The organism is Pseudomonas sp. GW101-3H06 (genome assembly GCF_059424605.1).
The window spans coordinates 5,764,180-5,786,520 of record NZ_JBWKZO010000001.1 but is presented as its reverse complement, the minus strand read 5'-3'; the positions used below and the strand labels follow the sequence as shown (position 1 = coordinate 5,786,520).

The window sequence follows — 22,341 nt, the reverse complement described above, 5'->3', positions numbered from 1 at the left end:
GGCTTCCGGGGCGTAGGTAGCTGTCAATTGGAGTCCCACTGAATGGCCCGTATTGCAGGCGTTAACATTCCAGATAACAAGCATACTGTTATCTCGCTGACCTACATCTATGGTGTTGGTCGCACTACTGCACAGAAAATTTGTGCAGAGACTGGGGTAAACCCAGCAGCAAAGATCAAAGATCTGAGCGACGAGCAAATTGAACAGCTGCGTGGCGAAGTGGCGAAGTTCACCACTGAAGGTGACCTGCGTCGCGAAATCAACATGAAAATCAAGCGCTTGATGGACCTCGGTTGCTATCGCGGTCTGCGTCATCGTCGTGGTCTGCCAGTACGCGGTCAGCGTACCAAGACCAACGCGCGTACCCGTAAAGGTCCGCGTAAGCCGATCCGCAAGTAATCGCCCCAGCGAATCGACAGGAATTTAATCATGGCAAAACCTGCTGCTCGTCCTCGTAAAAAAGTTAAAAAGACAGTGGTTGATGGCATCGCCCACATCCATGCATCTTTTAACAACACCATCGTGACCATTACCGACCGTCAAGGTAACGCTCTTTCCTGGGCTACCTCCGGTGGTTCGGGTTTCCGCGGTTCCCGCAAGTCCACCCCGTTTGCTGCTCAAGTAGCTGCTGAACGTGCTGGTCAAGCTGCGCTGGAATACGGCCTGAAAAACCTCGACGTCAACGTCAAAGGTCCAGGTCCAGGTCGTGAATCCGCAGTCCGCGCTTTGAACGGCTGTGGCTACAAGATCGCCAGCATCACCGACGTGACGCCAATCCCGCACAACGGGTGCCGTCCGCCGAAGAAGCGCCGCGTGTAATCCAGGAGATTGTAAAGAATGGCTCGTTACATTGGTCCAAAATGCAAACTCGCTCGTCGCGAAGGCACCGATCTCTTCCTGAAGAGCGGCGTGCGCGCGATCGAATCGAAGTGCAACATTGAAGCAGCACCTGGTATCCACGGCCAACGCCGCGGTCGCCAGTCCGATTACGGCACCCAACTGCGTGAAAAGCAGAAGGTCCGTCGTATCTACGGCGTTCTCGAGCGTCAATTCAGCGGCTACTACAAAGAAGCAGCTGGCAAGAAAGGCGCAACCGGCGAAAACCTGTTGCAACTGCTCGAATGCCGTCTGGACAACGTTGTATACCGTATGGGCTTTGGTTCGACTCGTGCCGAATCCCGTCAGCTGGTATCGCACAAGTCGATCAGCGTAAACGGTCAAACCGTTAACGTTCCGTCCTACCAGGTTCGTGCTGGTGACGTGGTTGCTGTTCGCGAGAAAGCAAAAAACCAACTTCGCATTGTCCAAGCTCTCGATCTGTGTGCCCAACGTGGCCGCGTAGAATGGGTAGAAGTAGACACTGAGAAGAAGTCGGGCGTTTTCAAGAACGTTCCAGCTCGCAGTGATCTGTCCGCCGACATCAACGAAAGCCTGATTGTCGAGCTCTACTCCAAGTAAGGGCTAGAAAATAGGTGCATCCATGCAGATTTCGGTAAATGAGTTCCTGACACCCCGCCACATTGATGTGCAGGTTGTCAGTCCAACCCGCGCCAAGATCACTCTCGAGCCTCTCGAGCGTGGCTTTGGCCACACCCTGGGCAACGCGCTGCGCCGCATCCTGTTGTCCTCCATGCCCGGCTGTGCAGTAGTCGAGGCCGAGATTGACGGTGTGCTCCACGAGTACAGCGCCATCGAAGGTGTACAGGAAGACGTAATTGAAATCCTGTTGAACCTTAAAGGTCTGGCTATCAAGCTGCACGGTCGAGACGAAGTTACGCTGACCTTGTCGAAGAAGGGTTCGGGGGTGGTTACCGCTGCCGATATTCAGCTGGATCATGATGTCGAGATCGTTAACCCCGATCACGTAATCGCTAACCTGGCGTCTAACGGCGCCCTGAACATGAAGCTCGTAGTAGCTCGTGGTCGTGGTTATGAACCGGCCGACTCGCGTCAGAGCGATGAAGACGAAAGTCGCAGCATTGGTCGCTTGCAGCTTGACTCTTCGTTCAGCCCGGTTCGCCGTATCGCATACGTGGTGGAAAACGCCCGTGTCGAACAGCGTACTAACCTGGACAAGCTGGTTATTGATCTGGAAACCAACGGTACTCTGGATCCTGAAGAGGCAATCCGCCGCGCTGCAACCATCCTGCAACAGCAGTTGGCTGCGTTCGTCGACCTCAAAGGTGACAGCGAACCAGTGGTAATCGAGCAGGAAGACGAGATCGATCCGATCCTGCTTCGCCCGGTTGACGATCTGGAACTGACTGTACGTTCGGCTAACTGCCTTAAGGCGGAAAACATCTACTACATCGGCGACCTGATTCAGCGTACCGAAGTAGAGCTGTTGAAGACTCCGAACCTTGGCAAGAAATCCTTGACTGAAATCAAGGACGTTCTGGCCTCCCGCGGTCTGTCCCTCGGCATGCGCCTCGACAACTGGCCGCCTGCAAGTCTTAAGAAGGACGACAAGGCGACTGCCTGATCGTCGTAATCACCGAACGTAGTGTTTGGTAAGGAATGAACCATGCGTCATCGTAAAAGTGGTCGTCACCTCAGCCGCACCAGCTCGCACCGCAAGGCCATGTTCCAGAACATGGCGGTGTCGCTGTTCGAGCACGAGCTGATCAAAACTACTCTGCCAAAAGCTAAAGAACTGCGTCGCGTTGCTGAGCCGCTGATCACTTTGGCCAAGACAGACAGCCTGGCTAACCGCCGTCTGGCTTTCGACCGTACTCGTTCGAAAGCTATCGTTGGCAAGCTCTTCAACGACCTGGGCAAGCGTTACGCTACCCGTGAGGGTGGCTACCTGCGCATCCTCAAGTGCGGCTTCCGCGCTGGCGACAACGCGCCTATGGCGTACGTCGAGTTGGTTGATCGTGCTACTGGCGGTGAAGCTGTATCCGCTGAGTAAGACGTCAGTCTGAAACGAAGAACCGGGCCTTAGTGCCCGGTTTTTTGTGCGCGCTCGAAAATGCCGCGTGTTGGATGTCCCAGAGTTCTATTAGCTATCTCTATCGATTTGAATGATCTAATGAATTAGAAGGTGTCATGAAGATCATCAATACTTCCTTTCAGCCGTTTAACCGGCAGTTCAAGACTGACAAAGGAAGAGATCGCATGAGCCAGAATAAAACGCTTACCACCGCCAGTGGCGCTCCTGTCGCCGACAACCAGAACTCCCGCTCCGCTGGCCCTCGTGGTCCGCTGCTGCTCGATGACTTCCACCTGATCGAGAAGCTGGCTCACTTCAACCGTGAAAACATCCCTGAGCGTCGTGTGCATGCCAAAGGTTCGGGTGCCTACGGGACGTTTACCGTGACTCGGGATATTACCCAGTACACCAGCGCCAGGCTGTTCGAATCTGTCGGCAAGCAAACGCCAACATTCCTGCGCTTTTCCACCGTGGGCGGTGAGCGTGGTTCGGCTGATACCGAGCGCGATCCGCGTGGTTTCGCGTTGAAGTTCTACACCGAAGAAGGCAACTGGGACATCGTGGGTAACAACACCCCAGTGTTCTTTATCCGTGACCCGTTGAAATTTCCCGATTTTATCCACACCCAAAAACGTCTGCCGCAAAGCAACCTCAAAAGTGCTCAGGCGATGTGGGATTTTTGGTCGCATTCTCCCGAGGCTCTGCATCAGGTCACGATCCTGTTCTCGGATCGCGGCATCCCTGATGGTTACCGCCATATGCATGGCTTCGGCAGTCATACCTACAGCCTGATTAACGCCAGCGGCGAGCGTCACTGGGTAAAATGGCACTACAAGACCCGGCAAGGGATCAAGAATCTGGCACCTGCAGACGCAGCACGCCTGGCCGGTACTGACCCGGATTACGCTCAACGCGATTTGTTCGAAGCCATCGAGCGCGGTGATTTCCCGAAATGGAGCGTGTGCATCCAAATCATGACCGAAGCCCAGGCCGAAGCGCATTATGAGAACCCTTTCGACGTCACCAAGACCTGGTCACAGAAAGAGTTTCCGTTGATCGAAGTCGGTGAGCTGGAACTGAATCGCAATCCGCTCAACTACTTCGCTGAAGTCGAGCAAGCAGCTTTCGGCCCTAGCAATATGGTGCCGGGCGTGGGCTTGTCGCCGGACCGCATGTTACAAGGGCGAGTGTTCGCTTACGCGGATGCCCACCGTTACCGTGTCGGCACTAATCACCAGCAACTGCCGGTGAACGCCCCGCGAAGTCCGGTCAACAGCTACCAGCGCGATGGTTCGATGGCGTTTGGGAGCAATGGCGGTGCCGCGCCGAATTACGAGCCGAACAGTTATGTCGATTCGCCGAAGCAGGCACCTCGTTACGCCGAGCCAGCGTTGGCGTTGAGCGGTGCGGCTGGTCGCTACGATCATCGCGAAGATACTGACTATTACAGCCACGCCGGTGCGCTGTTCCGTCTGATGAGTGATGAGCAGAAAGCGTTGCTGGTTGGCAACATCGCTGGAGCGATGGCGGGCGTATCCAGTGATGTCGTCGACCGTCAATTGCAGCATTTCTTCAAGGCCGACCCGGCGTATGGAGAAGCAATCGCAAAGCTGCTCAACGTACAGCTTAACGAAGTCTAAATGAGAAGCAGAACCGCCCTTAATTGGGCGGTTTTTGCGTTATTTCAGCTGTTTTTCTCAGATTATCTTCGCTTTTGTTGCGTCTGCCGAGTGACGTTATGGCCTGGTTGGTTCAAACTATAACTTTCAAGCAGGGAGATGTAGGGCGATGCAAGGCCACCCAGACGTTATCGATTACCTCAACACGTTGCTGACCGGCGAACTGGCCGCGCGTGACCAATATTTCGTTCATTCGCGGATGTATGAGGACTGGGGATTCACCAAGCTCTACGAACGAATCAATCACGAGATGGAAGAAGAAGCAGGTCATGCTGACGCGCTGATGCGTCGGATCCTGATGCTGGAAGGTACACCTCGCATGCGTCCTGACGATCTTGATATCGGTACCACAGTGCCGGAGATGCTCGAAGCGGATCTGCGTCTGGAGTACAAGGTACGTGCCGCACTGTGTAAAGGCATCCAGCTATGCGAGCAGCACAAGGATTACGTCAGCCGCGAAATGCTGCGTGTACAGCTCCACGACACCGAAGAAGATCACACCTATTGGCTGGAAAAGCAGTTGGGCCTGATCAAGTTGATTGGTCTCGAGAACTACCTGCAATCTCACGCTTGATTCAGCGGCCTTCGTAACTGCAATTGCGAATTGGCATTGCTCTTACAGGCGAACACAAAAAAAGCCCCAGCCACTGATGAAGTGACAGGGGCTTTTTCATGGGCGGGAATCAGGCCCGATCGCGTTCCAACAGTGGTTTGAGGTAATAACCGGTGTGAGATTGCTTCATCTCGGCGACTTCCTCCGGTGTACCGACGGCGATGATCTGACCGCCCTTGGAGCCGCCTTCCGGCCCCAAGTCCACCAGCCAGTCAGCGGTCTTGATCACATCCAGGTTGTGCTCGATCACCACCACCGTATTGCCGTGGTCGCGCAGTCGATGCAGCACGTCTAGCAATTGCTGGATATCGGCGAAGTGAAGACCGGTTGTAGGTTCGTCGAGGATATACAGGGTCTTGCCCGTATCACGCTTGGACAGCTCACGGGACAGCTTGACCCGCTGGGCCTCACCCCCCGACAGCGTGGTCGCCGATTGCCCCAGCTTGATATAGGACAGGCCGACGTCCATCAGTGTCTGAAGCTTTCGCGCCAGGGCAGGCACCGCATCGAAAAACTCCCGGGCTTCTTCGATGGTCATCTCGAGGGTCTCGTGAATGCTCTTGCCTTTGTACTTGATCTCAAGGGTTTCACGGTTGTAGCGCTTGCTCTTGCAGACGTCGCAAGGCACATAGATGTCCGGCAGGAAGTGCATTTCCACCTTGATCAGGCCATCGCCCTGGCAGGCCTCGCAGCGGCCACCCTTCACGTTGAAGGAAAAACGCCCGGGACCATAACCGCGGGAGCGGGATTCCGGCACGCCGGCGAACAGCTCGCGGATCGGCGTGAACAATCCGGTGTAGGTGGCCGGGTTGGAGCGTGGTGTGCGACCGATCGGGCTCTGGTCGATATCGACGACTTTATCCAGATGCTCCAGGCCCTTGATACTGTCGTGGGCAGCGGCTTCCAGCGTCGTAGCACCATTGAGCGCCGTAGCACTCAATGGAAACAGCGTGTTGTTGATCAGCGTCGATTTACCCGAGCCGGACACACCGGTCACGCAGGTCAGCAGGCCGATCGGAATATCCAGATCGACATTGCGCAAGTTGTTGCCGCGGGCGCCTTTGAGCGACAACGACAGCTTCTTGTTGCGCGGCGTACGTTTGGCCGGAACGGCGATTTTCACCCGGCCCGAGAGGTACTTGCCGGTGAGGGAGTCCGGATGCGACATCACCTCGGCAGGCGTGCCTTCGGCAACGATATGCCCGCCATGGACGCCGGCGCCCGGCCCGATATCTACCACGTAGTCAGCCAGGCGAATCGCATCTTCGTCGTGCTCGACCACGATCACCGTGTTGCCGATGTCTCGAAGGTGCTTGAGTGTGCCGAGCAACCGGTCGTTATCGCGCTGATGCAAGCCGATCGATGGTTCATCGAGAATGTACAGAACGCCAACCAGGCCGGCGCCGATCTGGCTGGCCAGACGAATGCGCTGAGCCTCGCCACCGGACAGCGTATCGGCGCTGCGATCCAGCGACAGATAGTCGAGGCCGACGTTGACCAGAAACTGCAGGCGTTCGCGGATTTCCTTGAGGATTTTGTCGGCAATTTCGCCACGGCGGCCGGTCATCTTCAGCTCACCGAAGTAATCGCAGGCATCGCCGATCGGCAGGTTGGTCACCGCCGGCAGGGTTTTCTCGCCGACCCATACGTGCCGTGCTTCCCGTCGCAGACGAGTGCCGCGGCAGTCCGGGCAGGATTGGGTGCTGAGGAACTTGGCCAGTTCTTCGCGGACCGAAGCCGATTCGGTTTCGCGGTAGCGACGCTCCAGGTTCGGTACGATGCCTTCGAACGGGTGTGAGCGTTTGACGATATCGCCACGGTCGTTCAGGTATTTGAAATCGACGTTTTGCGAGCCGCTGCCGTGCAGGATGCTCTTCTGCTGATCGGCTGGCAGTTCGTTGAACGGCACTTCCAGGCTGAACTTGTAGTGGGAGGCCAGCGAGCCGAGCATCTGGAAGTAATAGACGTTGCGCCGGTCCCAGCCGCGTATTGCACCTTCGGCCAGGGTCAACTCACCGTTTACCAATCGCTTGATATCGAAGAATTGTTTCACCCCCAGGCCATCGCAGGTCGGGCAGGCACCGGCCGGGTTGTTGAAGGAAAACAGCTTTGGCTCGAGTTCACTGATGGCGTGGCCACAAATCGGGCAGGCGAAGCGCGCGGAGAAGATCATCTCTTCCCCCGGCTCATCGTCCATCGGCGCCACCAATGCGATGCCGTCCGCCAGTTTCAGCGCGGTCTCGAAGGATTCGGCCAGACGCTGTTGCAGGTCGGCGCGCACCTTGAAGCGGTCGACCACCACATCGATCGTGTGTTTTTTCTGTTTATCGAGCTTGGGCGCTTCGTCCAGTTCATAAAGCTTGCCATTGATTCGGGCGCGCACGAAGCCTTGGGCGCGAAGCTCTTCGAAGACTGACAGATGTTCGCCTTTGCGCTCGCGGATGACCGGGGCCAGCAGCATCAGCTTGCTACCCTCCGGTTGGGCGAGGACCAGGTCGACCATCTGGCTGACGGTCTGTGCTTCCAGCGGAATGTCATGATCCGGGCAGCGCGGGATACCCACGCGCGCATACAGCAAGCGCAGGTAGTCATAGATTTCGGTGATGGTGCCGACGGTCGAGCGCGGGTTGTGCGAGGTCGACTTCTGTTCGATGGAAATTGCTGGCGACAAGCCTTCGATGGTGTCGACGTCAGGTTTTTCCATCATCGACAGGAACTGTCGGGCATAGGCCGACAGCGATTCGACGTAGCGGCGCTGCCCTTCGGCATACAGTGTGTCGAAGGCCAGGGACGACTTGCCGGAGCCGGACAGGCCGGTAATGACGATCAGTTTGTCCCGTGGCAGGGTCAGGTCGATGTTCTTCAGGTTGTGGGTTCGGGCCCCACGAATCAGGATCTTGTCCAAAGTGGCCTCGCTCGGCGGGCGTCGAAAACGTAGGAGTATACGGCCAAATACTGGATGGATGCACACTATCGAATGATGACATTACGGGCTTTGATGAAAGGTCTTTCATCTGCACGCGGCAAAGCGTCGCGATATACCCTGCCAATCGATGGGACTGGTAGAATCGCCGCCGGTTCACATGAGGTTTTTCCATGCACGATCCCCACAGCGAACGCATGAGTGGCAGCGAGACCCGCGCGGCGAGCGGTCTGGCCCTGGTGTTCGCCTTCCGTATGCTTGGCATGTTCATGGTGTTGCCGGTCCTGGCGACCTATGGCATGGACCTGGCGGGAGCGACCCCGGCCCTGATCGGGCTGGCGATTGGCGCTTACGGCCTGACCCAGGCAATTTTCCAGATTCCTTTCGGCTTCATTTCCGACCGCATCGGCCGTCGCCCGGTGATTTACCTGGGCCTGGTCGTTTTTGCTCTCGGCAGCGTACTGGCGGCCAACGCGGACTCGATCTGGGGTGTGATCGCCGGACGCATCCTGCAAGGCGCCGGGGCGATTTCCGCCGCGGTCATGGCCTTGTTGTCGGACTTGACCCGTGAGCAGCACCGAACCAAGGCCATGGCCATGATCGGCATGACAATCGGCCTGTCGTTCGCTGTCGCGATGGTTGTCGGCCCCTTGCTCACGCGCGCTTTCGGCTTGTCCGGGTTGTTTCTCGCCACGGGCGGCATGGCATTGGTCGGCATTGTGATTGTGATGTTCATGGTGCCGCGCTCCACTGGCCCGTTGCAGCACCGAGAGTCCGGCGTCGCGCGCCAGGCGTTGATACCGACGCTAAAGCATCCGGACCTGCTGCGTCTGGACCTTGGCATTTTTGTATTGCACGCCATGTTGATGTCGAGCTTCGTTGCCTTGCCGCTGGCACTGGTGGAAAAGGCCGGATTACCCAAGGAGCAGCATTGGTGGGTGTATCTGACTGCACTGCTGATTTCTTTCTTCGCCATGATCCCGTTCATTATCTATGGCGAGAAGCGACGCAAAATGAAACGAGTTCTGCTCGGCGCCGTCGTGACGCTGATGCTCACTGAGCTATTCTTCTGGCAGTTCGGCGACAGCTTGCGGGCTCTGGTGATCGGGACGGTGGTGTTTTTCACCGCGTTCAATCTGCTGGAAGCTTCGCTGCCATCGCTGATCAGCAAGGTTTCACCGGCCGGCGGCAAAGGCACGGCGATGGGGGTTTACTCCACCAGCCAGTTCCTTGGATCGGCACTGGGCGGGATCCTCGGAGGCTGGTTGTTCCAGCACGGCGGTTTGTCGGTTGTGTTCCTGGGGGGCGCCGGTCTGGCTGCCCTCTGGCTGGTCTTTGCTGTTACCATGCGTGAACCTCCCTACGTGACAAGCCTGCGCTTGCCATTGTCGCCCGAGGCGATCCGCGAAGCGGGTCTGGTCGAGCGCCTGAAGGCCGTCGTAGGGGTAACAGATGCAGTGATAGTCGCCGATGAGGCGGCCATTTACATCAAATTGGACACCGAACTATTGGATCGCACCACCCTTGAAAGCCTGGTGAACAACCCGGCCGGGGCAGCGTGCGTAGCCTAGGAGAACGTAATGGCCCGTGGGGTTAACAAAGTCATATTGGTCGGCACTTGCGGCCAGGATCCTGAAGTTCGCTACCTGCCGAACGGCAACGCCGTGACCAACCTGAGTCTGGCGACCAGCGAACAGTGGACCGACAAGCAAACCGGTCAGAAGGTCGAAAAGACGGAATGGCACCGAGTGTCGATGTTCGGCAAAGTCGCAGAAATCGCCGGTGAATACCTGCGTAAAGGTTCGCAGGTCTACATCGAAGGCAAGCTGCAGACCCGCGAGTGGGAAAAAGACGGTATCAAGCGTTACACCACCGAAATCGTGGTCGACATGCAAGGCACCATGCAACTGCTGGGCGGCCGTCCACAGCAGGGCGACCAGCAAGGCGGGGGCAATAACTACCAGCAGTCCGCGCCACGTCAGCAGGCTCCGCGCCCACAGCAGTCGGCGCCACAACAGTCGCGCCCGGCTCCACAGCAGGCGGCTCCACAGCCAGCTCCGGATTTCGACAGCTTTGATGACGATATCCCGTTCTAAAAAATAGCTTCGAGCCAAACAAGGCCCGGCATTCCGTAAGGATGCCGGGCTTTTTGTTGTCAGCGTTTCATCCGGGCGCCCGCTGCAAATGGCTGCAACTGGAGCAAGCTTGCGGGCTAATATGATGCTAATCGTCTATTCCTGACCGCAGGTTGCCCATGGACCGTCTGTCTACGTTGCTGTCCCAGTTCGGCGTGCGCGCAAACCTGTTCTTCAGCGGCAAGCTTTGTGGAATATCGTCATACGATGGCGCCGAACCGCGCGGTCATGTTCACCTGCTGCAGGCAGGCACCCTCACACTGAAAGTTCCGGGGGCGGGCGACATGCTGCTTGCCCGGCCCAGTCTGATTTTTCTGCCTCGTCCCAGCCGCCATCAACTGATCGCAGACGAGTCCGAGGGCGCCAAATTGTTGTGTGCGTTGCTGGAGTTTGACGGTGGCGCCAGTAACCCGATATCCGCATCGCTGCCCGATTTCCTGGTGTTGTCCCTGGACGAGTTGCCGCTGCTGGCCGATACGCTGAAATGGTTGTTCAGTGAAGCCGCGGGCGGACATTGCGGCAGGGAAGCAGTGCTTGATCGCTTGTTCGAACTGTTGATTATCCTGCTGCTCCGGCATCTGCTCGACCACCATCAGTTGAGTACGGGAATGATGGCCGGACTGGCCGATTCGCGACTGTCCCGATCCCTGATACAGATGCACAACGCACCTCAACGACCCTGGTCAGTTGCAGAGTTGGCGAATGAGTCGAACATGTCCCGCGCTGCTTATGCGGTGCATTTTCGCACCGTTCTGGGGCAGACCCCGGCGGATTACCTGCTGAGTTGGCGGATCAGTCTGGCGCAGAAACGCTTGCGTGAAGGGCGACCGATCACGCTGATTGCTGACGAGGTTGGTTATGAAAGTCCTTCGGCGCTTGCCCGTGCGTTTCGGCGCAAGACAGGCTACAGCCCACGGGACTGGATGAAATCCCTGACGGGTGAGGGGAATGAGCTTTCTGAATGAGGAAGTCAGTTGGTTGAAACAGAAATGGAAAATGGCCTGAAACATCGAACTGTTTCAGGCCATTTTCATTGTGAAGTTGTCAGGTCAAGGCCTTTCCAACTTGGTCAAGGAATGGCCCGCTACGAAGATGGAAGCGGCAAGCAGCCCAAGGTCCTTGAGGAGGAATTGACCGGGCGCAACACTGATGGCCGGGAAGCCAAGACCAGGTTCAATCACGCCAGGCGTGGAGACCATGAAGCTCAGTGTCGTAATGAACAGCCCCGCCGACAACGCGCCCCCGATCAACGAAAGCTTCGGTGACAGCAGGCGACCTGCGATCAACACACCGATCGAGACCTCAAGAACACCCAGCAGAGCGGAAAACAGATCCACGTTGAAGATGTTGTACACCCAGCCCAGCAATGGGCTGTTACTCACCAGCGGAACCAGCCCTTCTGCTTCGTAGTGGGTGAACTTCATGCCGCCGAACCAGAAGTAGATAACGGCGAGGGCGAAGTAGATGCCGTAGGTGCCAAGCGCCATGGTGCTGACGCCGAGGGATGTTTTTTTCGACAAGCTGTCGGTACTGATATTCATGGTGTTCATTGTTCAGGCTTCCAGTGAGTTTGGTTCAAAAGTTAAGTGCGTAAAACAACCAGGCAAACACTTGGTGCGGTATCTCCTGAACCCCCGCGGTTTACGTTGGGAGTGGAGTTATTGTTGTCCGCGGCTTAACGCTTAAGGGTTCTGGCGGTATTGCGTTCAATGCAGATCGTCCAAACCCACCGGCAAAAAAGCCCATGGCGTTCGAGGCCATGGGCTTTTTCATTTTTGCTCTGGATCAGCGGTTACTGGGCGTTCGCGAGAAACTCGTCGGTAGACACCACGTTGGCGTAGGCAAAACCCAGCGCAGACATGAACGCGGCATGTACATGGGCTGCCGGAACGGTCAGGCCGTTGAACGCCAGGTCACGGGAGGCACAGGCGTCGTGGATCACCGTGACGCTGTAACCGAGGTCGTTGGCGGCGCGGGTGATGCCGTCGATGCACATGTGGCTCATGCTGCCGACAACCACCAATTCCTCGATACCTTGCTGGTCGAGGATGGACTGCAGTTCGGTTTCGCGGAACGAGTTGACGAAGTGCTTGAGCACCACCGGCTCATTGCCCTGGTTGAGGACTTTGGGGTGCAGCTTCGCGCCTTCGGAGCCGGGGGTGAAAAACGGTGCGGCGTCGGAAGTGAACTCGTGGCGAATGTGCACGACCGAATCACCGGCCTGGCGAAAGGCCTTGAGCAGGCGGACAGCGTTGTCGGCAGCGGCATCGGCGCCGACCAGCGGCCACTTGCCTTGGGGGAAGTAGTCGTTTTGGATATCGACTACGATGAGTGCTTGCTTGGCCATGACTGTTTCCTCGAAGTGCGGTTTGGGTGTGGAACGAAGTATTGGCTTTGGCAGGCCGTTCGGGGATTGGCCGCACCGACAATAAAAGGGGGAAAACTGACAATGGACGCACAAAGGGCAATCGTCGAATTGGGCGTGTTGATCTATCCCGGCGCGCAGATGGCGGCGGTGCATGGGTTGACTGATCTGTTCGGGGTGGCCAACCGGATCGCCGCCGAGCATCAGGTCGCACACTTGCCGCTGTTGCGGGTCAGCCATTGGCGAGCGGATGGCGATCAATCGCCCGCCCGGGTTTACGACAGCCATCCCGCGGCGGACGGTGCACTGATGGCGGTACTGATTCCGCCTTCGATTGCGGGGTTTTCCGAAGGCCAGGCACCGCAGGCGCTGGTTCACTGGCTCAGGCAGCAACATGCCCAAGGTGCAACTCTGGGCGGCGTCTGTGTGGGCTCGATTCTGTTGGCCGAGAGCGGCCTGCTCGACGGTCGTAGCGCCACCACCCATTGGACTTCGGCCAAAGCCTTCGCCGAACGTTACCCGGCGATCCAGCTCAAGGCCGATACACCCATCGTCGATGACGGCGACCTGATTACCACGGCGGGGCTGATGGCCTGGTCCGAACTGGGGCTGCGCCTGGTGGATCGCTTGCTGGGGCCAAGCATCGCCACCGGCACCGCGCGTTTTCTGGTGGTGGAGCACAGCGACAGTGCCAGTGAATGTGGCAGCAACTTCGCGCCGATCCTCAGCCATGGCGATGCTTCGATACTCAAGGTGCAGCACTGGCTGCAAAGCACCGGCGCCACCGATGTGTCACTGACGGCAATGGCCGAACGGGCAGGGCTGGAGGAGCGCACCTTCCTGCGCCGCTTCCGCGCGGCGACCGGGCTCAAGCCCACGGAATACTGCCAGCACCTGCGGGTCGGCAAGGCTCGGGAAATGCTCGAATTCACCAATGGCACCATCGATCACATTGCCTGGACCGTGGGCTATCAGGACCCAGGGGCGTTTCGCTCGACGTTCAAGAAAATCACCGGGCTGGCGCCGAGTGATTATCGGACGCGGTTTGGGGTGACACCAATCGCCGCATCGTTGCGGTCGTGAAGTCACCTTGAATCAAATGTGGGAGCGGGCTTGCTCGCGAATGCGATGTGTCAAACACATCAATGCTGACTGATACACCGCATTCGCGATGTAGAAACGAACACAGGAGGGGTATCGTCGGGTTTGAGTCGTGCAAAATGCCAGAGTCTTGAAGGTTGTCGTGCAGAATAAAACGACGCGCCGCCATCGCCGATCATGTAACTGGCTGATATGAATACCGTTTCTCCTCTACCGCGTTTGGCCTGATCCCTGCACCCCTCTAACTACATTCATCCAGCACCGATTGAAGGGGGATGCATGACCCCAACAAACCGCAAGAAACTGGTGGTCGCCCACTCGGTGCACCCCGACGCGCCATTGCATGAAATCGAAACCAATCGCGCGCTGGCCAAGTGGCTGGCGCAAATCCTCGGGCTCAAGTTCGGTGGCAGTTACGACCCGGAGCAGCATCGCGGTCGAGACATTTACCTGTTGCCGACCCAAACGCTGGTGGGGCCCGAAGCCGCGCGGCAACTGGGTATCAGGGGGCCGGAGGATTTGTGGGGCGGTTACGTCGACCATGACTTCATTTGCACCAAAGCCATTAGCCACGGTTTGCTCAACCGCCATGCCCATGCGCCGAAAGGCTGGGCACCGCTGTTCTCCGAACGGGTACGTGGTGTCGTGCTCGATGGCCTCAGCGTGTTCTCCCTTGATGATGCACGACCTGCGGCGGAGCATTTGCTTTACAGCGGACCAATCCGCCTCAAGCCGATTCACGCCTGCGCCGGGCGCGGTCAGGAAGTGATCAAGAGCCTCGACCAGTTCGACGAAATGCTCACTCGGTCTGAGGTCAAAACCCTGTTCAGCGAGGGCGTGGTGTTGGAGCAGGACCTGGATCAGGTGATCACCCACAGCGTCGGCCAGAGTTTCATTGGCGACAAAGTGCTGAGTTACTGCGGTGAACAATACTTGACCAAGGACGCTGAAGGCGAAGAGGTCTATGGCGGCTCTGATTTGCTGGTGGTGCAGGGTGACTATCACGACCTGTTGGCGCTGGATCTGCCTGATGGCGTGCGGTTGGCAATCCAGCAGGCGCAAGTCTTCGACAGCGCCGCCGATGAAGCCTATCCGGGTTTCTACGCCTCGCGGCGTAACTACGATATTGCCCAGGGCGTGGCCAGTGATGGTAAACACCGCAGCGGCGTACTCGAACAATCCTGGCGCATGGGCGGTGCCAGCAGCGCCGAAGTGGCCGCTTTGCAGAGCTTCGTCAATGACCCGCAAATGCGCGCGATCCGTGTGTCTTCGGTGGAAACCTACATTGACCAGCCGCTGCCCGCAGACGCCATCGAGGTGTATCGTGGTCCAGCGCAAAACAGTGATTTCCTGCTCAAGTACGTAACGGTCAAATCCTATGACGGCTAGAAGCGAAAGCATTCAAATCGACATCGATGATGAACAAATGAGCGGGACGTTTCTCAGTCCCAAATCGAAGGTCCCCGGTGTGTTGTTCGTGCACGGTTGGGGCGGCAGTCAGGAGCGGGACCTGGAGCGGGCCAAAGGCATCGCCGGCCTGGGGTGTGTCTGCCTGACTTTTGACCTGCGCGGGCATACCGGCGGCACCGGCATTCCGCTGACCCGGGTGACCCGTGAAGACAACCTGCGAGACCTGCTGGCGGCCTACGACCGCCTGCTTGCGCATCCGGCGCTGGATACCTCGGCGATTGCCGTGGTCGGCACCAGCTATGGCGGCTACCTGGCCTCGATCCTCACGTCGCTGCGCCCCGTGCGATGGCTGGCGCTGCGGGTGCCGGCGCTGTATCGCGACGAACAATGGCACACCCCCAAGCGTGATCTGGACAAGCTCGACTTGCGCGATTACCGCAGTACGCTGGTGCGCGCTGACAGCAATCGGGCACTGCATGCCTGTTCGCAATTTACCGGCGATGTGTTGTTGGTCGAGTCCGAAACCGATGACTATGTGCCCCACGCGACCATCATGAGTTACCGCGCGGCGTGTCAGCAGACTCACTCGTTGACGCACAGGATTATCGACGGTGCTGATCATGCGTTGAGCGATCCCGTTTCACAGCAGGCTTACACCTCGATCCTCGTGGACTGGATCACGGAAATGGTGGTGGGTGAACGGTTGAGCATTATTCAGTCCAAGTGATTGTGTGGTGTCAGTCATGAAGCCTGCTCGCGAAGGCGCCCGCTCAGACACCGCAAATCACTTGGGTTTTTTCGCAATCCGCAACGACTTGGCCTTGGCCTCCACCAGCAGATACATCACTAAAGTGATCAATAGCGGCAACAGAAAATAAATCGCCCGATAAGCCAGCAACCCCGCCACCAGGCTGCCTCGCGATGCTTCGTGTTGCAGCAGTGCCACAAACACCGCTTCCAGCACGCCGAGCCCGGCCGGTATGTGGGTGATGACCCCGGCGATAGCGCTGATCAGCAGCACGCCCAGCACCAATGGGTAGTCGAGCTTGCTGGGCAGCAGGGTGAAGATGACGGCTGCCATCAGCGACCAGTTCAACGCCCCGAGAGCCAGTTGCAGGATTGCCATGCGCAGGGAAGGCAAGTTGATTTCCACGCCGCGTATCGACCATTCGCGACGTCTGGAGAACTGGCAGGCCGCGAGATATCCCGCGCTCACCAGCAACAGCAACACGCCTACACCTTGCAGTGCACCGCTGCTGAGTTTCCAGCCCGGGGGCATGCGTACCAATCCACTGCTGAACACCGCCCCGGCAATGACCATGTAGCCGAACCAGTTGGTGGCCAGGCTTAGGCCAAGGATTTTCGCAATGTTGCTTTTGCTCACGCCGAGCCGCGAATACAGCCGATAACGCATGGCAATGCCGCCGACCCAGGCGCTCAGGTTGAGATTGAAGGCATAACTGATGATCCCCACCGGCAGGATCTGTTTCCACGTCAGGTCCTGGCGGATGTAGGTGCGGCCGATCAGGTCGAAACAGGCGTAGACCAGAAAACTTGTCAGGGTCAGCCCGGCGGCGATGATCAGCGTGCGGACCTTGAAGTCGGCCAGGGTGTCGAGTACTTCGCCCCATTCGATGCGCTGGGCGAACATCGTCAACAGCACAATCAGCGCCAGAAAAAACAACATCGTCAGCGGTCTTTTCCAACGGCTCCAGCGGGATTTGGCCGAGTGGTCGGCGTGGGGCGCCGCATGGGTTTCAGTGCGGCTCATGCGGATCGCTCCCGGTCAGTGAGGTGAACGCTTTCAGGCGTGGTTTATGCGCCGGCAACCAACCGGCCCATGCCGGGAAATGCCGCAGGAAGTGGAACACCAGAAACCCCACGGTCATGTGCCAGACGCGCCCGCGCGGGGCTTCGTCCACCGACATGGCCTTGCAGTGGTTGTCGCTGAGTTCTTCGAGGCGATCAAACAGGTCACGATTGAACGCGCGATCGCGGATCAACACATTGGCTTCCAGGTTCATCGACAGGCTCAGCGGGTCGAGGTTGCTGGAGCCGACCGTGCTCCAGTCTTCGTCCACCAGAGCGACCTTGCCATGCAACGGGCGGTCGCAATATTCGTAGATCTTCACCCCGGACTTGAGCAGGTAATCGTAGGTCATGCGCGCGGCCAGTTTGGCCACCAGCATGTCGGGTTGTCCCTGCAGAATCAGTCGCACATCAACACCGCGGCGAGCGGCGTTGCGGATCTCGCGCAGCAGTCGGTAGCCCGGGAAAAAGTAAGCGTTGGCGATAACCACGCGCCGTTGCGCAGTGCGCAATACCTGGCGGTAAACCTCTTCGATGTCGGTCGAGTGTTCTGCGTTATCGCGATATACCAGCCGCACCTGGCCATCGTGATCAGTGACGGCCAGTTCCGACCGACGCTGGCGGCGTCGTTGCCACCAGTATTTGGCCCGTGCGGGACGACCGCATTGCAGCAGAGCAAAGTGATGAATGTCGGCCACTGCCGGGCCTTGCACTTCAACCGAATAATCCTGCTTGGCCTCGGGGCCGAAATCGGCCAGATGATCGGCGGAAAAGTTGATCCCGCCAATGAAGGCAACGGTCCCGTCCACGACCACTATCTTGCGGTGCAGGCGCCGGAACCAGTTGGTGCGGATGCCCAGACGCTTCGGCGCCGGGTCGAACATTTGCAAGTGCACACCGGCACTGCTGAGTGCGGTCAGATAATCGGTGCTCAGTTCGCCGCAGCCGAATCCGTCGAGGCTGGCGGTGACGCGCACGCCCCGTTGCGCGGCGTCGATGAGCACGGTCTTGAGTTCCTCGCCGACCTTGTCTTCGAACACGATGAAGGTTTCCAGGAGAATCTCGGTTTTGGCCTGGCGCATGGCCTCGAACACTCGGGGGAAGTAGGCTTCGCCGTTTTCAAGCAGTTCGACGCGGTTGCTGCCTTGCCAGCGATACTCGATGTCGACCGGCGCGGGTGCGCTGGTCGGCGGTGCGGCAATCTGTTCCACGGTAGATTTTTCCATCGGCGAGGTGCTCATAGTTCGATCTCCACCGACAGCGGTGCGTGGTCCGAAAGGTGCGACCAGGGCCGGGTGGTCAATACTTGTGGGCAACTGGCCTTGAGGTTGCGTACGTAGATACGGTCAAGACGCAACGCCGGCAAACGTGCGGGGAAACTGCGCGCGGGTTTGCCGTGGTGCTCGGCGAACACTTCGCACAAACCGCAGGGCTTGAGCAGGGCATCGGCGCGCAGGCGCCAGTCATTGAAATCTCCGGCGACGACCACCGGCGCATCGTCTGGCAGCTCTTGCAGACGGCGGGCCAGCAGTTTGAGTTGTTCATTGCGGTGGCTTTCACGCAGGCCCAGATGGACGCAAATTGCATGCACCTCCGGGCCTTCGCCGGGCAGGCGCAAGACGCAATGCAGGATCCCGCGATTCTCGTGGCCGCTGATGGACACATCGAGGTTGTCGTGGCGCACGATCTGGAATTTCGACAGCAGCGCGTTGCCGTGATCGCCCGCCGGATACACCGCATTGCGTCCGTAGGCGAATTGCGGCCACAGGGTGTCGGCGAGGAATTCGTACTGCGGCATCGCCGGCCAATTGTTGTAACGCTTTGGATGCTGTTCGTGGGTGCCATGGACTTCCTGCAAAAACACCACGTCGGCGGAGACGCTGCGTACCGCTTCGCGCAGCTCCGGCAGGATGAAGCGCCGGTTCAACGCGGTAAAACCCTTGTGGGTGTTCACCGTCAGCACCGTGAAACGATGCACCATGGTGTCGATGGTGGCCTGCTCGTCAGTGACGCCGACCGGTTCGCGCATGCTCATGGCAATGCTCCTTCGGCAACGGGCTCACCGGGGATGGTGGCCAAATCCTGGTGGAGGTCGAATCGCTCCAGCAGTCGGCGGGCATCGAAAGGTGCGCGGACCTTGATGTCGTTATCGAAGTAACAGAACACTTCGCGGGATTTGCGTGCCCTGGGTTTCTGCCGGGGTGCGATCAAATGGGGATCCTTCGGTTGCCGACCTTGATTCCAGGCCTCGATCCGTTCACCCCAGCGTTGCAGTGCCTGCGGCGTGTAGCCGCTGGCGTAGAGTTCTTCGGCACCGTGCAGGCGCAAGTAAACGAAGTCACTGGTGATGTCTTCGCGATACGGCCATTTTCCGGCGGTATCGGCGATCACCAACGCCGTGTTGTAGCGTTTGAGCAGGCGGACAAAGGCCGGATCGATGAAGCTGTCGTGACGGATTTCCACGGCGTGGCGCACAGGTTTTTTCTTGTACGCCTTGAGGCTGGCGTGGCCTTGGAGGTGCGAGTCGTGCTGACGGGCGAGGGCGGCCGCTTCGGCGGTGTTTTGGGGCAGTTGTTCGAGGAAGGTCTCGAACAGTTCGGCATCGAATTTAAAGTTGGGTGGGAACTGCCAGAGGATCGGCCCGAGTTTTTCCTTGAGCTCCAGCACCCCGGAGGCAAAGAAATTCGCCAAGGGTTTGTGGATATCACGCAGGCGCTTGATGTGGGTAATGAAACGCGGAGCCTTGACGCTGAACACAAAATGCACCGGCGTTTCGCTATACCACTGGGCATAGCGCTCGGGTCGTTGCAGGGCGTAAAACGATCCATTGATTTCGATGCTGTTGACCGCCCGTGACGCGAATTGCAGTTCGCGTCGCTGGGGCAACCCCTTTGGGTAAAAATCCCCCCGCCAGGGCGTGTAGCGCCAACCTGAAATACCAATGTGAATCGCCGCCATGTCGCCTCCCGTCCGAGTGCCCCATTCTTTTGCTGACTGCGGGGCGGCGACGAAAGTTTCGGTGGCGCTACGGACGGTAGCTTTCAGACCACCGCAGAACACCTGTGGGAGCGGGCTTGCTCGCGAAGACGGCGGCACATCGAGCATCGATGTGTCTGATGTACCGCTTTCGCGAGCAAGCCCGCTCCCATAGGGTTAATCAGTGGCCGGCGACGATACGGGCAGAGCCCTCGGCCGGTTCGGCATACACCGGTCCCAGCCGATCCAGGCGACCGCTCCACGCAGTCAACGCCAGCGCCACCAACACCACCAGCCCACCGATCCATGCGGTATGGATCAAGCCCATGTGCGCAACGATCAAGCCGCCGCCCCACGCACCACCGGCAATCCCGAGGTTGAACGCAGCGATGTTCAGGCCCGAAGCCACGTCCACTGCATGGGGTGTGTGATGTTCGGCCTGGCGCACTACGTACACCTGCAGCCCTGGCACATTGCCGAACGCCACGGCACCCCAGACCAGCACGGTGGCCAGCGCCAGCCACGGATTACCGGCAGTAAAGGTCAGTACAAACAGCACGGCGGCGAGCAAGGCGAAGACGATTTTCAGGGCGTTGATCGGGCCGCGTTTATCCGCCAGTTTGCCGCCCCAGATGTTGCCGACGGCCACCGAGATGCCGTAGACCAGCAGCACCAGGCTGACGGTGCTCGCGCTGAAACCGGATATGTCCTGAAGGATCGGCGCCAGGAAGGTAAAAGCGATGAACGAGCCGCCGTAGCCAATGGCGGTCATGGCGTACACCAGCAACAGCCGTGGCTGTTTGAGGACCTGCAACTGCTGCAACAGCGACGCGGGTTTGCTGTGGGCGATGTTTTTCGGCACGTAGAGCAGGCTGCCGATGAAGGCGATCACGCCCAATGCCGACACCGCGAGGAAGGTTTCACGCCAGCCGAAATGCTGGCCGATGAAGGTGCCCAGCGGTACCCCGGTGACCAGTGCCACGGTGAGGCCGGTGAACATGATGGCGATCGCGCTGGCGGCTTTTTCCTTGGGCACTAGACTGGTGGCGATGGTCGAACCGATCGAGAAAAACACCCCGTGGGCCAGGCCGGTGACGATTCGCGCCAGGATCAGCGACTCGTAGCCCGGCGCTTTCCAGGCCAGGAGGTTGCCGAGGGTGAACAGCACCATCAGCGACAACAGCAGCAATTTGCGCGGGACTCTGCCGGTCAGGGCGGTCAATACCGGCGCGCCAACGGCGACACCCAGCGCGTACAGGCTGACCAGCAGGCCAGCGGACGGCAGGCTGACCCCGAGGTCGGCGCCGATGGTCGGTAACAGGCCAACGATGACGAACTCGGTCGTCCCGATGGCAAAAGCGCTGAGGGTCAGCGCGAGCAAGGCAATGGGCATGGCTGCAACTCCGGTGGATTGATGTGATGGGGCGCAGTGTCGGGGTTTGGGTTGTGCGGAAAAATAGCGGGATAGGCATTTGATATTTGCGTAGCGGTCAAATATCGCCAACACAATGCAATACCTGTGGCGAGGGAGCCATCACCGAACTTACCGGCCATTTCCCGATCAGTTCCTTACAGTCTCATCCAAGGGAGCGGATACGTTGATCAAGCTCAAGACCGCGGTTTTACTGGGGGCGCTGCTGTTAATTGGCAGCGAGGAACTGGACGCGGCAGCCATCCCGGGCCTGCCGGCGACCACCGCGACACCACCGGCACATCCGCAACCGCTGGTGCAAGGCGGGTTGTTGGGGGCCATCAGTTCGAGCATCGATGAAGTACAGGAAAAACTCGATCTCAACGAAAACCTGGTTGACGCCTGGCGCCTGCGCGCCGACCGTGCAGCCGATGAGGTGGATCAACTGGTCAACCGTCCATCGGCCCGGTCGGCCTGGAGTGTGGCGGGGGATTTCCTGCTGCTGACCGCGGTGTGGGCAGGCGTCTTCGGTCTGCTTTGGATGTTCGGCAGGTTTTTGACCGAACGACTGTGCCGGCATCGCTTGCTGCTCAGTCGCGAGCGCGGTCAGGCATTGCTGGGCTACGTGCTGCCCTACAGCATCCCCGCGGTGATCAGCCTGCCGCTGACGATCTATGCCAGCCAGTTTTTGCCCATCTCGGCCGGCCGGGCAATGGCCTTGTGTTTTGCCTATGCCACCAGCAGCGGCATTTTCGCCGCGTCATTGGTGATGTCGCTGGTGGTGTTGTTCAATGCCGGTCACAAGCGCAGGGCGGTGCAGATCATTCGCCAGGACAGTCCGCGACCGTTGTTTCTGATCGGCTTTCTGGTCGCCCTGAGCGATGCCCTGACCAGCCCGCAGATCGCTCATCAGCTGGGCAGTAACCTCACCAGCAGCATGGCGGTATTTACCGGTCTGGCGGCATCGATTTCTTTTGGCCTGGTGTT

General features: G+C 58.7%; 21 protein-coding genes and 1 pseudogene. 14 read left to right on the top strand and 8 right to left on the bottom strand.

Features of this window, described 5'->3' with window-relative positions; all coding sequences use genetic code 11:
* Positions 1-42 precede the first annotated feature (42 nt).
* The 7 genes from rpsM (at position 43) to bfr (ending at position 5,185) form a co-directional block, all read left to right on the top strand.
* Positions 43-399 carry a 30S ribosomal protein S13 gene (gene rpsM / locus AC07ZE_RS26620; RefSeq protein WP_009045849.1) on the top strand — a complete coding sequence of 119 codons (357 nt, stop codon included), beginning with the start codon at positions 43-45 and terminating at the stop codon, positions 397-399.
* A 30-nt stretch (positions 400-429) separates the two neighbouring features.
* Positions 430-819 (top strand): 30S ribosomal protein S11, encoded by a 390-nt coding sequence (gene rpsK, locus AC07ZE_RS26615; RefSeq protein WP_002555466.1) that lies wholly within the window; start codon positions 430-432, stop codon positions 817-819.
* An 18-nt stretch (positions 820-837) separates the two neighbouring features.
* Entirely contained in the window at positions 838-1,458 is a 621-nt protein-coding gene (gene rpsD / locus AC07ZE_RS26610; protein WP_003176404.1) for a 30S ribosomal protein S4, read from the top strand.
* Between the two features lie 22 nt (positions 1,459-1,480).
* Positions 1,481-2,482, top strand: a complete 1,002-nt coding sequence (locus tag AC07ZE_RS26605) for a DNA-directed RNA polymerase subunit alpha (protein WP_007924176.1) — start codon at positions 1,481-1,483, stop codon at positions 2,480-2,482.
* A gap of 42 nt (positions 2,483-2,524) precedes the next feature.
* Positions 2,525-2,911, top strand: a complete 387-nt coding sequence (rplQ, locus tag AC07ZE_RS26600) for a 50S ribosomal protein L17 (protein WP_024778333.1) — start codon at positions 2,525-2,527, stop codon at positions 2,909-2,911.
* Between the two features lie 206 nt (positions 2,912-3,117).
* Positions 3,118-4,572, top strand: a complete 1,455-nt coding sequence (locus AC07ZE_RS26595) for a catalase (RefSeq protein ID WP_207267348.1) — start codon at positions 3,118-3,120, stop codon at positions 4,570-4,572.
* A 148-nt stretch (positions 4,573-4,720) separates the two neighbouring features.
* Positions 4,721-5,185: a bacterioferritin gene (bfr, locus tag AC07ZE_RS26590; protein WP_095197171.1), complete on the top strand. Its 465-nt coding sequence runs from the start codon at positions 4,721-4,723 to the stop codon at positions 5,183-5,185.
* Positions 5,186-5,294: 109 nt separating this feature from the next.
* On the opposite strand, the gene uvrA is transcribed toward bfr, so the two are convergent.
* Entirely contained in the window at positions 5,295-8,129 is a 2,835-nt protein-coding gene (gene uvrA, locus AC07ZE_RS26585; protein ID WP_207267346.1) for an excinuclease ABC subunit UvrA, read from the bottom strand.
* A gap of 191 nt (positions 8,130-8,320) precedes the next feature.
* Here uvrA and AC07ZE_RS26580 point away from each other — a divergent pair, with 191 nt between their 5' ends.
* The 3 genes from AC07ZE_RS26580 to AC07ZE_RS26570 all read left to right on the top strand — a co-directional run bounded on the left by AC07ZE_RS26580 (position 8,321) and on the right by AC07ZE_RS26570 (position 11,247).
* Positions 8,321-9,718 (top strand): MFS transporter, encoded by a 1,398-nt coding sequence (locus AC07ZE_RS26580; protein ID WP_207267335.1) that lies wholly within the window; start codon positions 8,321-8,323, stop codon positions 9,716-9,718.
* A 9-nt stretch (positions 9,719-9,727) separates the two neighbouring features.
* On the top strand, positions 9,728-10,243 hold the full coding sequence (locus AC07ZE_RS26575) for a single-stranded DNA-binding protein (protein WP_095197174.1): 516 nt from the start codon (positions 9,728-9,730) through the stop codon (positions 10,241-10,243).
* 158 nt (positions 10,244-10,401) lie between these two features.
* Positions 10,402-11,247, top strand: coding sequence for an AraC family transcriptional regulator (locus tag AC07ZE_RS26570; RefSeq protein ID WP_207267334.1), 846 nt, complete (start codon positions 10,402-10,404; stop codon positions 11,245-11,247).
* A gap of 84 nt (positions 11,248-11,331) precedes the next feature.
* Here the strand turns inward: AC07ZE_RS26570 and AC07ZE_RS26565 are convergent, their stop codons facing one another.
* The gene (locus tag AC07ZE_RS26565; protein ID WP_207267333.1) at positions 11,332-11,832 is read right to left on the bottom strand and encodes a YkgB family protein; all 501 of its coding nucleotides are present in this window, start codon (positions 11,830-11,832) and stop codon (positions 11,332-11,334) included.
* A 242-nt stretch (positions 11,833-12,074) separates the two neighbouring features.
* Positions 12,075-12,629 (bottom strand): cysteine hydrolase family protein, encoded by a 555-nt coding sequence (locus AC07ZE_RS26560; protein WP_207267332.1) that lies wholly within the window; start codon positions 12,627-12,629, stop codon positions 12,075-12,077.
* A gap of 102 nt (positions 12,630-12,731) precedes the next feature.
* Here AC07ZE_RS26560 and AC07ZE_RS26555 point away from each other — a divergent pair, with 102 nt between their 5' ends.
* The 3 genes from AC07ZE_RS26555 (at position 12,732) to AC07ZE_RS26545 (ending at position 15,885) form a co-directional block, all read left to right on the top strand.
* Positions 12,732-13,730: a GlxA family transcriptional regulator gene (locus tag AC07ZE_RS26555; RefSeq protein ID WP_207267331.1), complete on the top strand. Its 999-nt coding sequence runs from the start codon at positions 12,732-12,734 to the stop codon at positions 13,728-13,730.
* Positions 13,731-14,027: 297 nt separating this feature from the next.
* Positions 14,028-15,137, top strand: a complete 1,110-nt coding sequence (locus AC07ZE_RS26550; protein WP_207267330.1) for a DUF3182 family protein — start codon at positions 14,028-14,030, stop codon at positions 15,135-15,137.
* Positions 15,127-15,885 (top strand): alpha/beta hydrolase family protein, encoded by a 759-nt coding sequence (locus AC07ZE_RS26545; RefSeq protein WP_207267329.1) that lies wholly within the window; start codon positions 15,127-15,129, stop codon positions 15,883-15,885. The genes AC07ZE_RS26550 and AC07ZE_RS26545 overlap by 11 nt, the downstream gene beginning before the upstream one ends.
* A gap of 57 nt (positions 15,886-15,942) precedes the next feature.
* Here the strand turns inward: AC07ZE_RS26545 and AC07ZE_RS26540 are convergent, their stop codons facing one another.
* The 5 genes from AC07ZE_RS26540 to AC07ZE_RS26520 all read right to left on the bottom strand — a co-directional run bounded on the left by AC07ZE_RS26540 (position 15,943) and on the right by AC07ZE_RS26520 (position 21,336).
* Positions 15,943-16,929: a lysylphosphatidylglycerol synthase domain-containing protein gene (locus tag AC07ZE_RS26540; RefSeq protein ID WP_207267328.1), complete on the bottom strand. Its 987-nt coding sequence runs from the start codon at positions 16,927-16,929 to the stop codon at positions 15,943-15,945.
* Positions 16,916-18,208 carry a cardiolipin synthase ClsB gene (gene clsB / locus AC07ZE_RS26535; protein ID WP_207267326.1) on the bottom strand — a complete coding sequence of 431 codons (1,293 nt, stop codon included), beginning with the start codon at positions 18,206-18,208 and terminating at the stop codon, positions 16,916-16,918. The genes AC07ZE_RS26540 and clsB overlap by 14 nt, the downstream gene beginning before the upstream one ends.
* On the bottom strand, positions 18,205-19,002 hold the full coding sequence (locus AC07ZE_RS26530; RefSeq protein ID WP_207267324.1) for an endonuclease/exonuclease/phosphatase family protein: 798 nt from the start codon (positions 19,000-19,002) through the stop codon (positions 18,205-18,207). Before AC07ZE_RS26530 ends, clsB begins: the two co-directional genes overlap by 4 nt.
* Positions 18,999-19,925, bottom strand: coding sequence for a DUF72 domain-containing protein (locus tag AC07ZE_RS26525; protein ID WP_207267322.1), 927 nt, complete (start codon positions 19,923-19,925; stop codon positions 18,999-19,001). The genes AC07ZE_RS26530 and AC07ZE_RS26525 overlap by 4 nt, the downstream gene beginning before the upstream one ends.
* 199 nt (positions 19,926-20,124) lie before the next feature.
* The gene (locus AC07ZE_RS26520) at positions 20,125-21,336 is read right to left on the bottom strand and encodes an MFS transporter (RefSeq protein ID WP_207267320.1); all 1,212 of its coding nucleotides are present in this window, start codon (positions 21,334-21,336) and stop codon (positions 20,125-20,127) included.
* 205 nt (positions 21,337-21,541) lie between these two features.
* Here AC07ZE_RS26520 and AC07ZE_RS26515 point away from each other — a divergent pair.
* Positions 21,542-22,339: pseudogene (locus tag AC07ZE_RS26515) on the top strand (mechanosensitive ion channel protein); the annotation flags it as partial.
* Between the last annotated feature and the right edge of the window lie 2 nt (positions 22,340-22,341).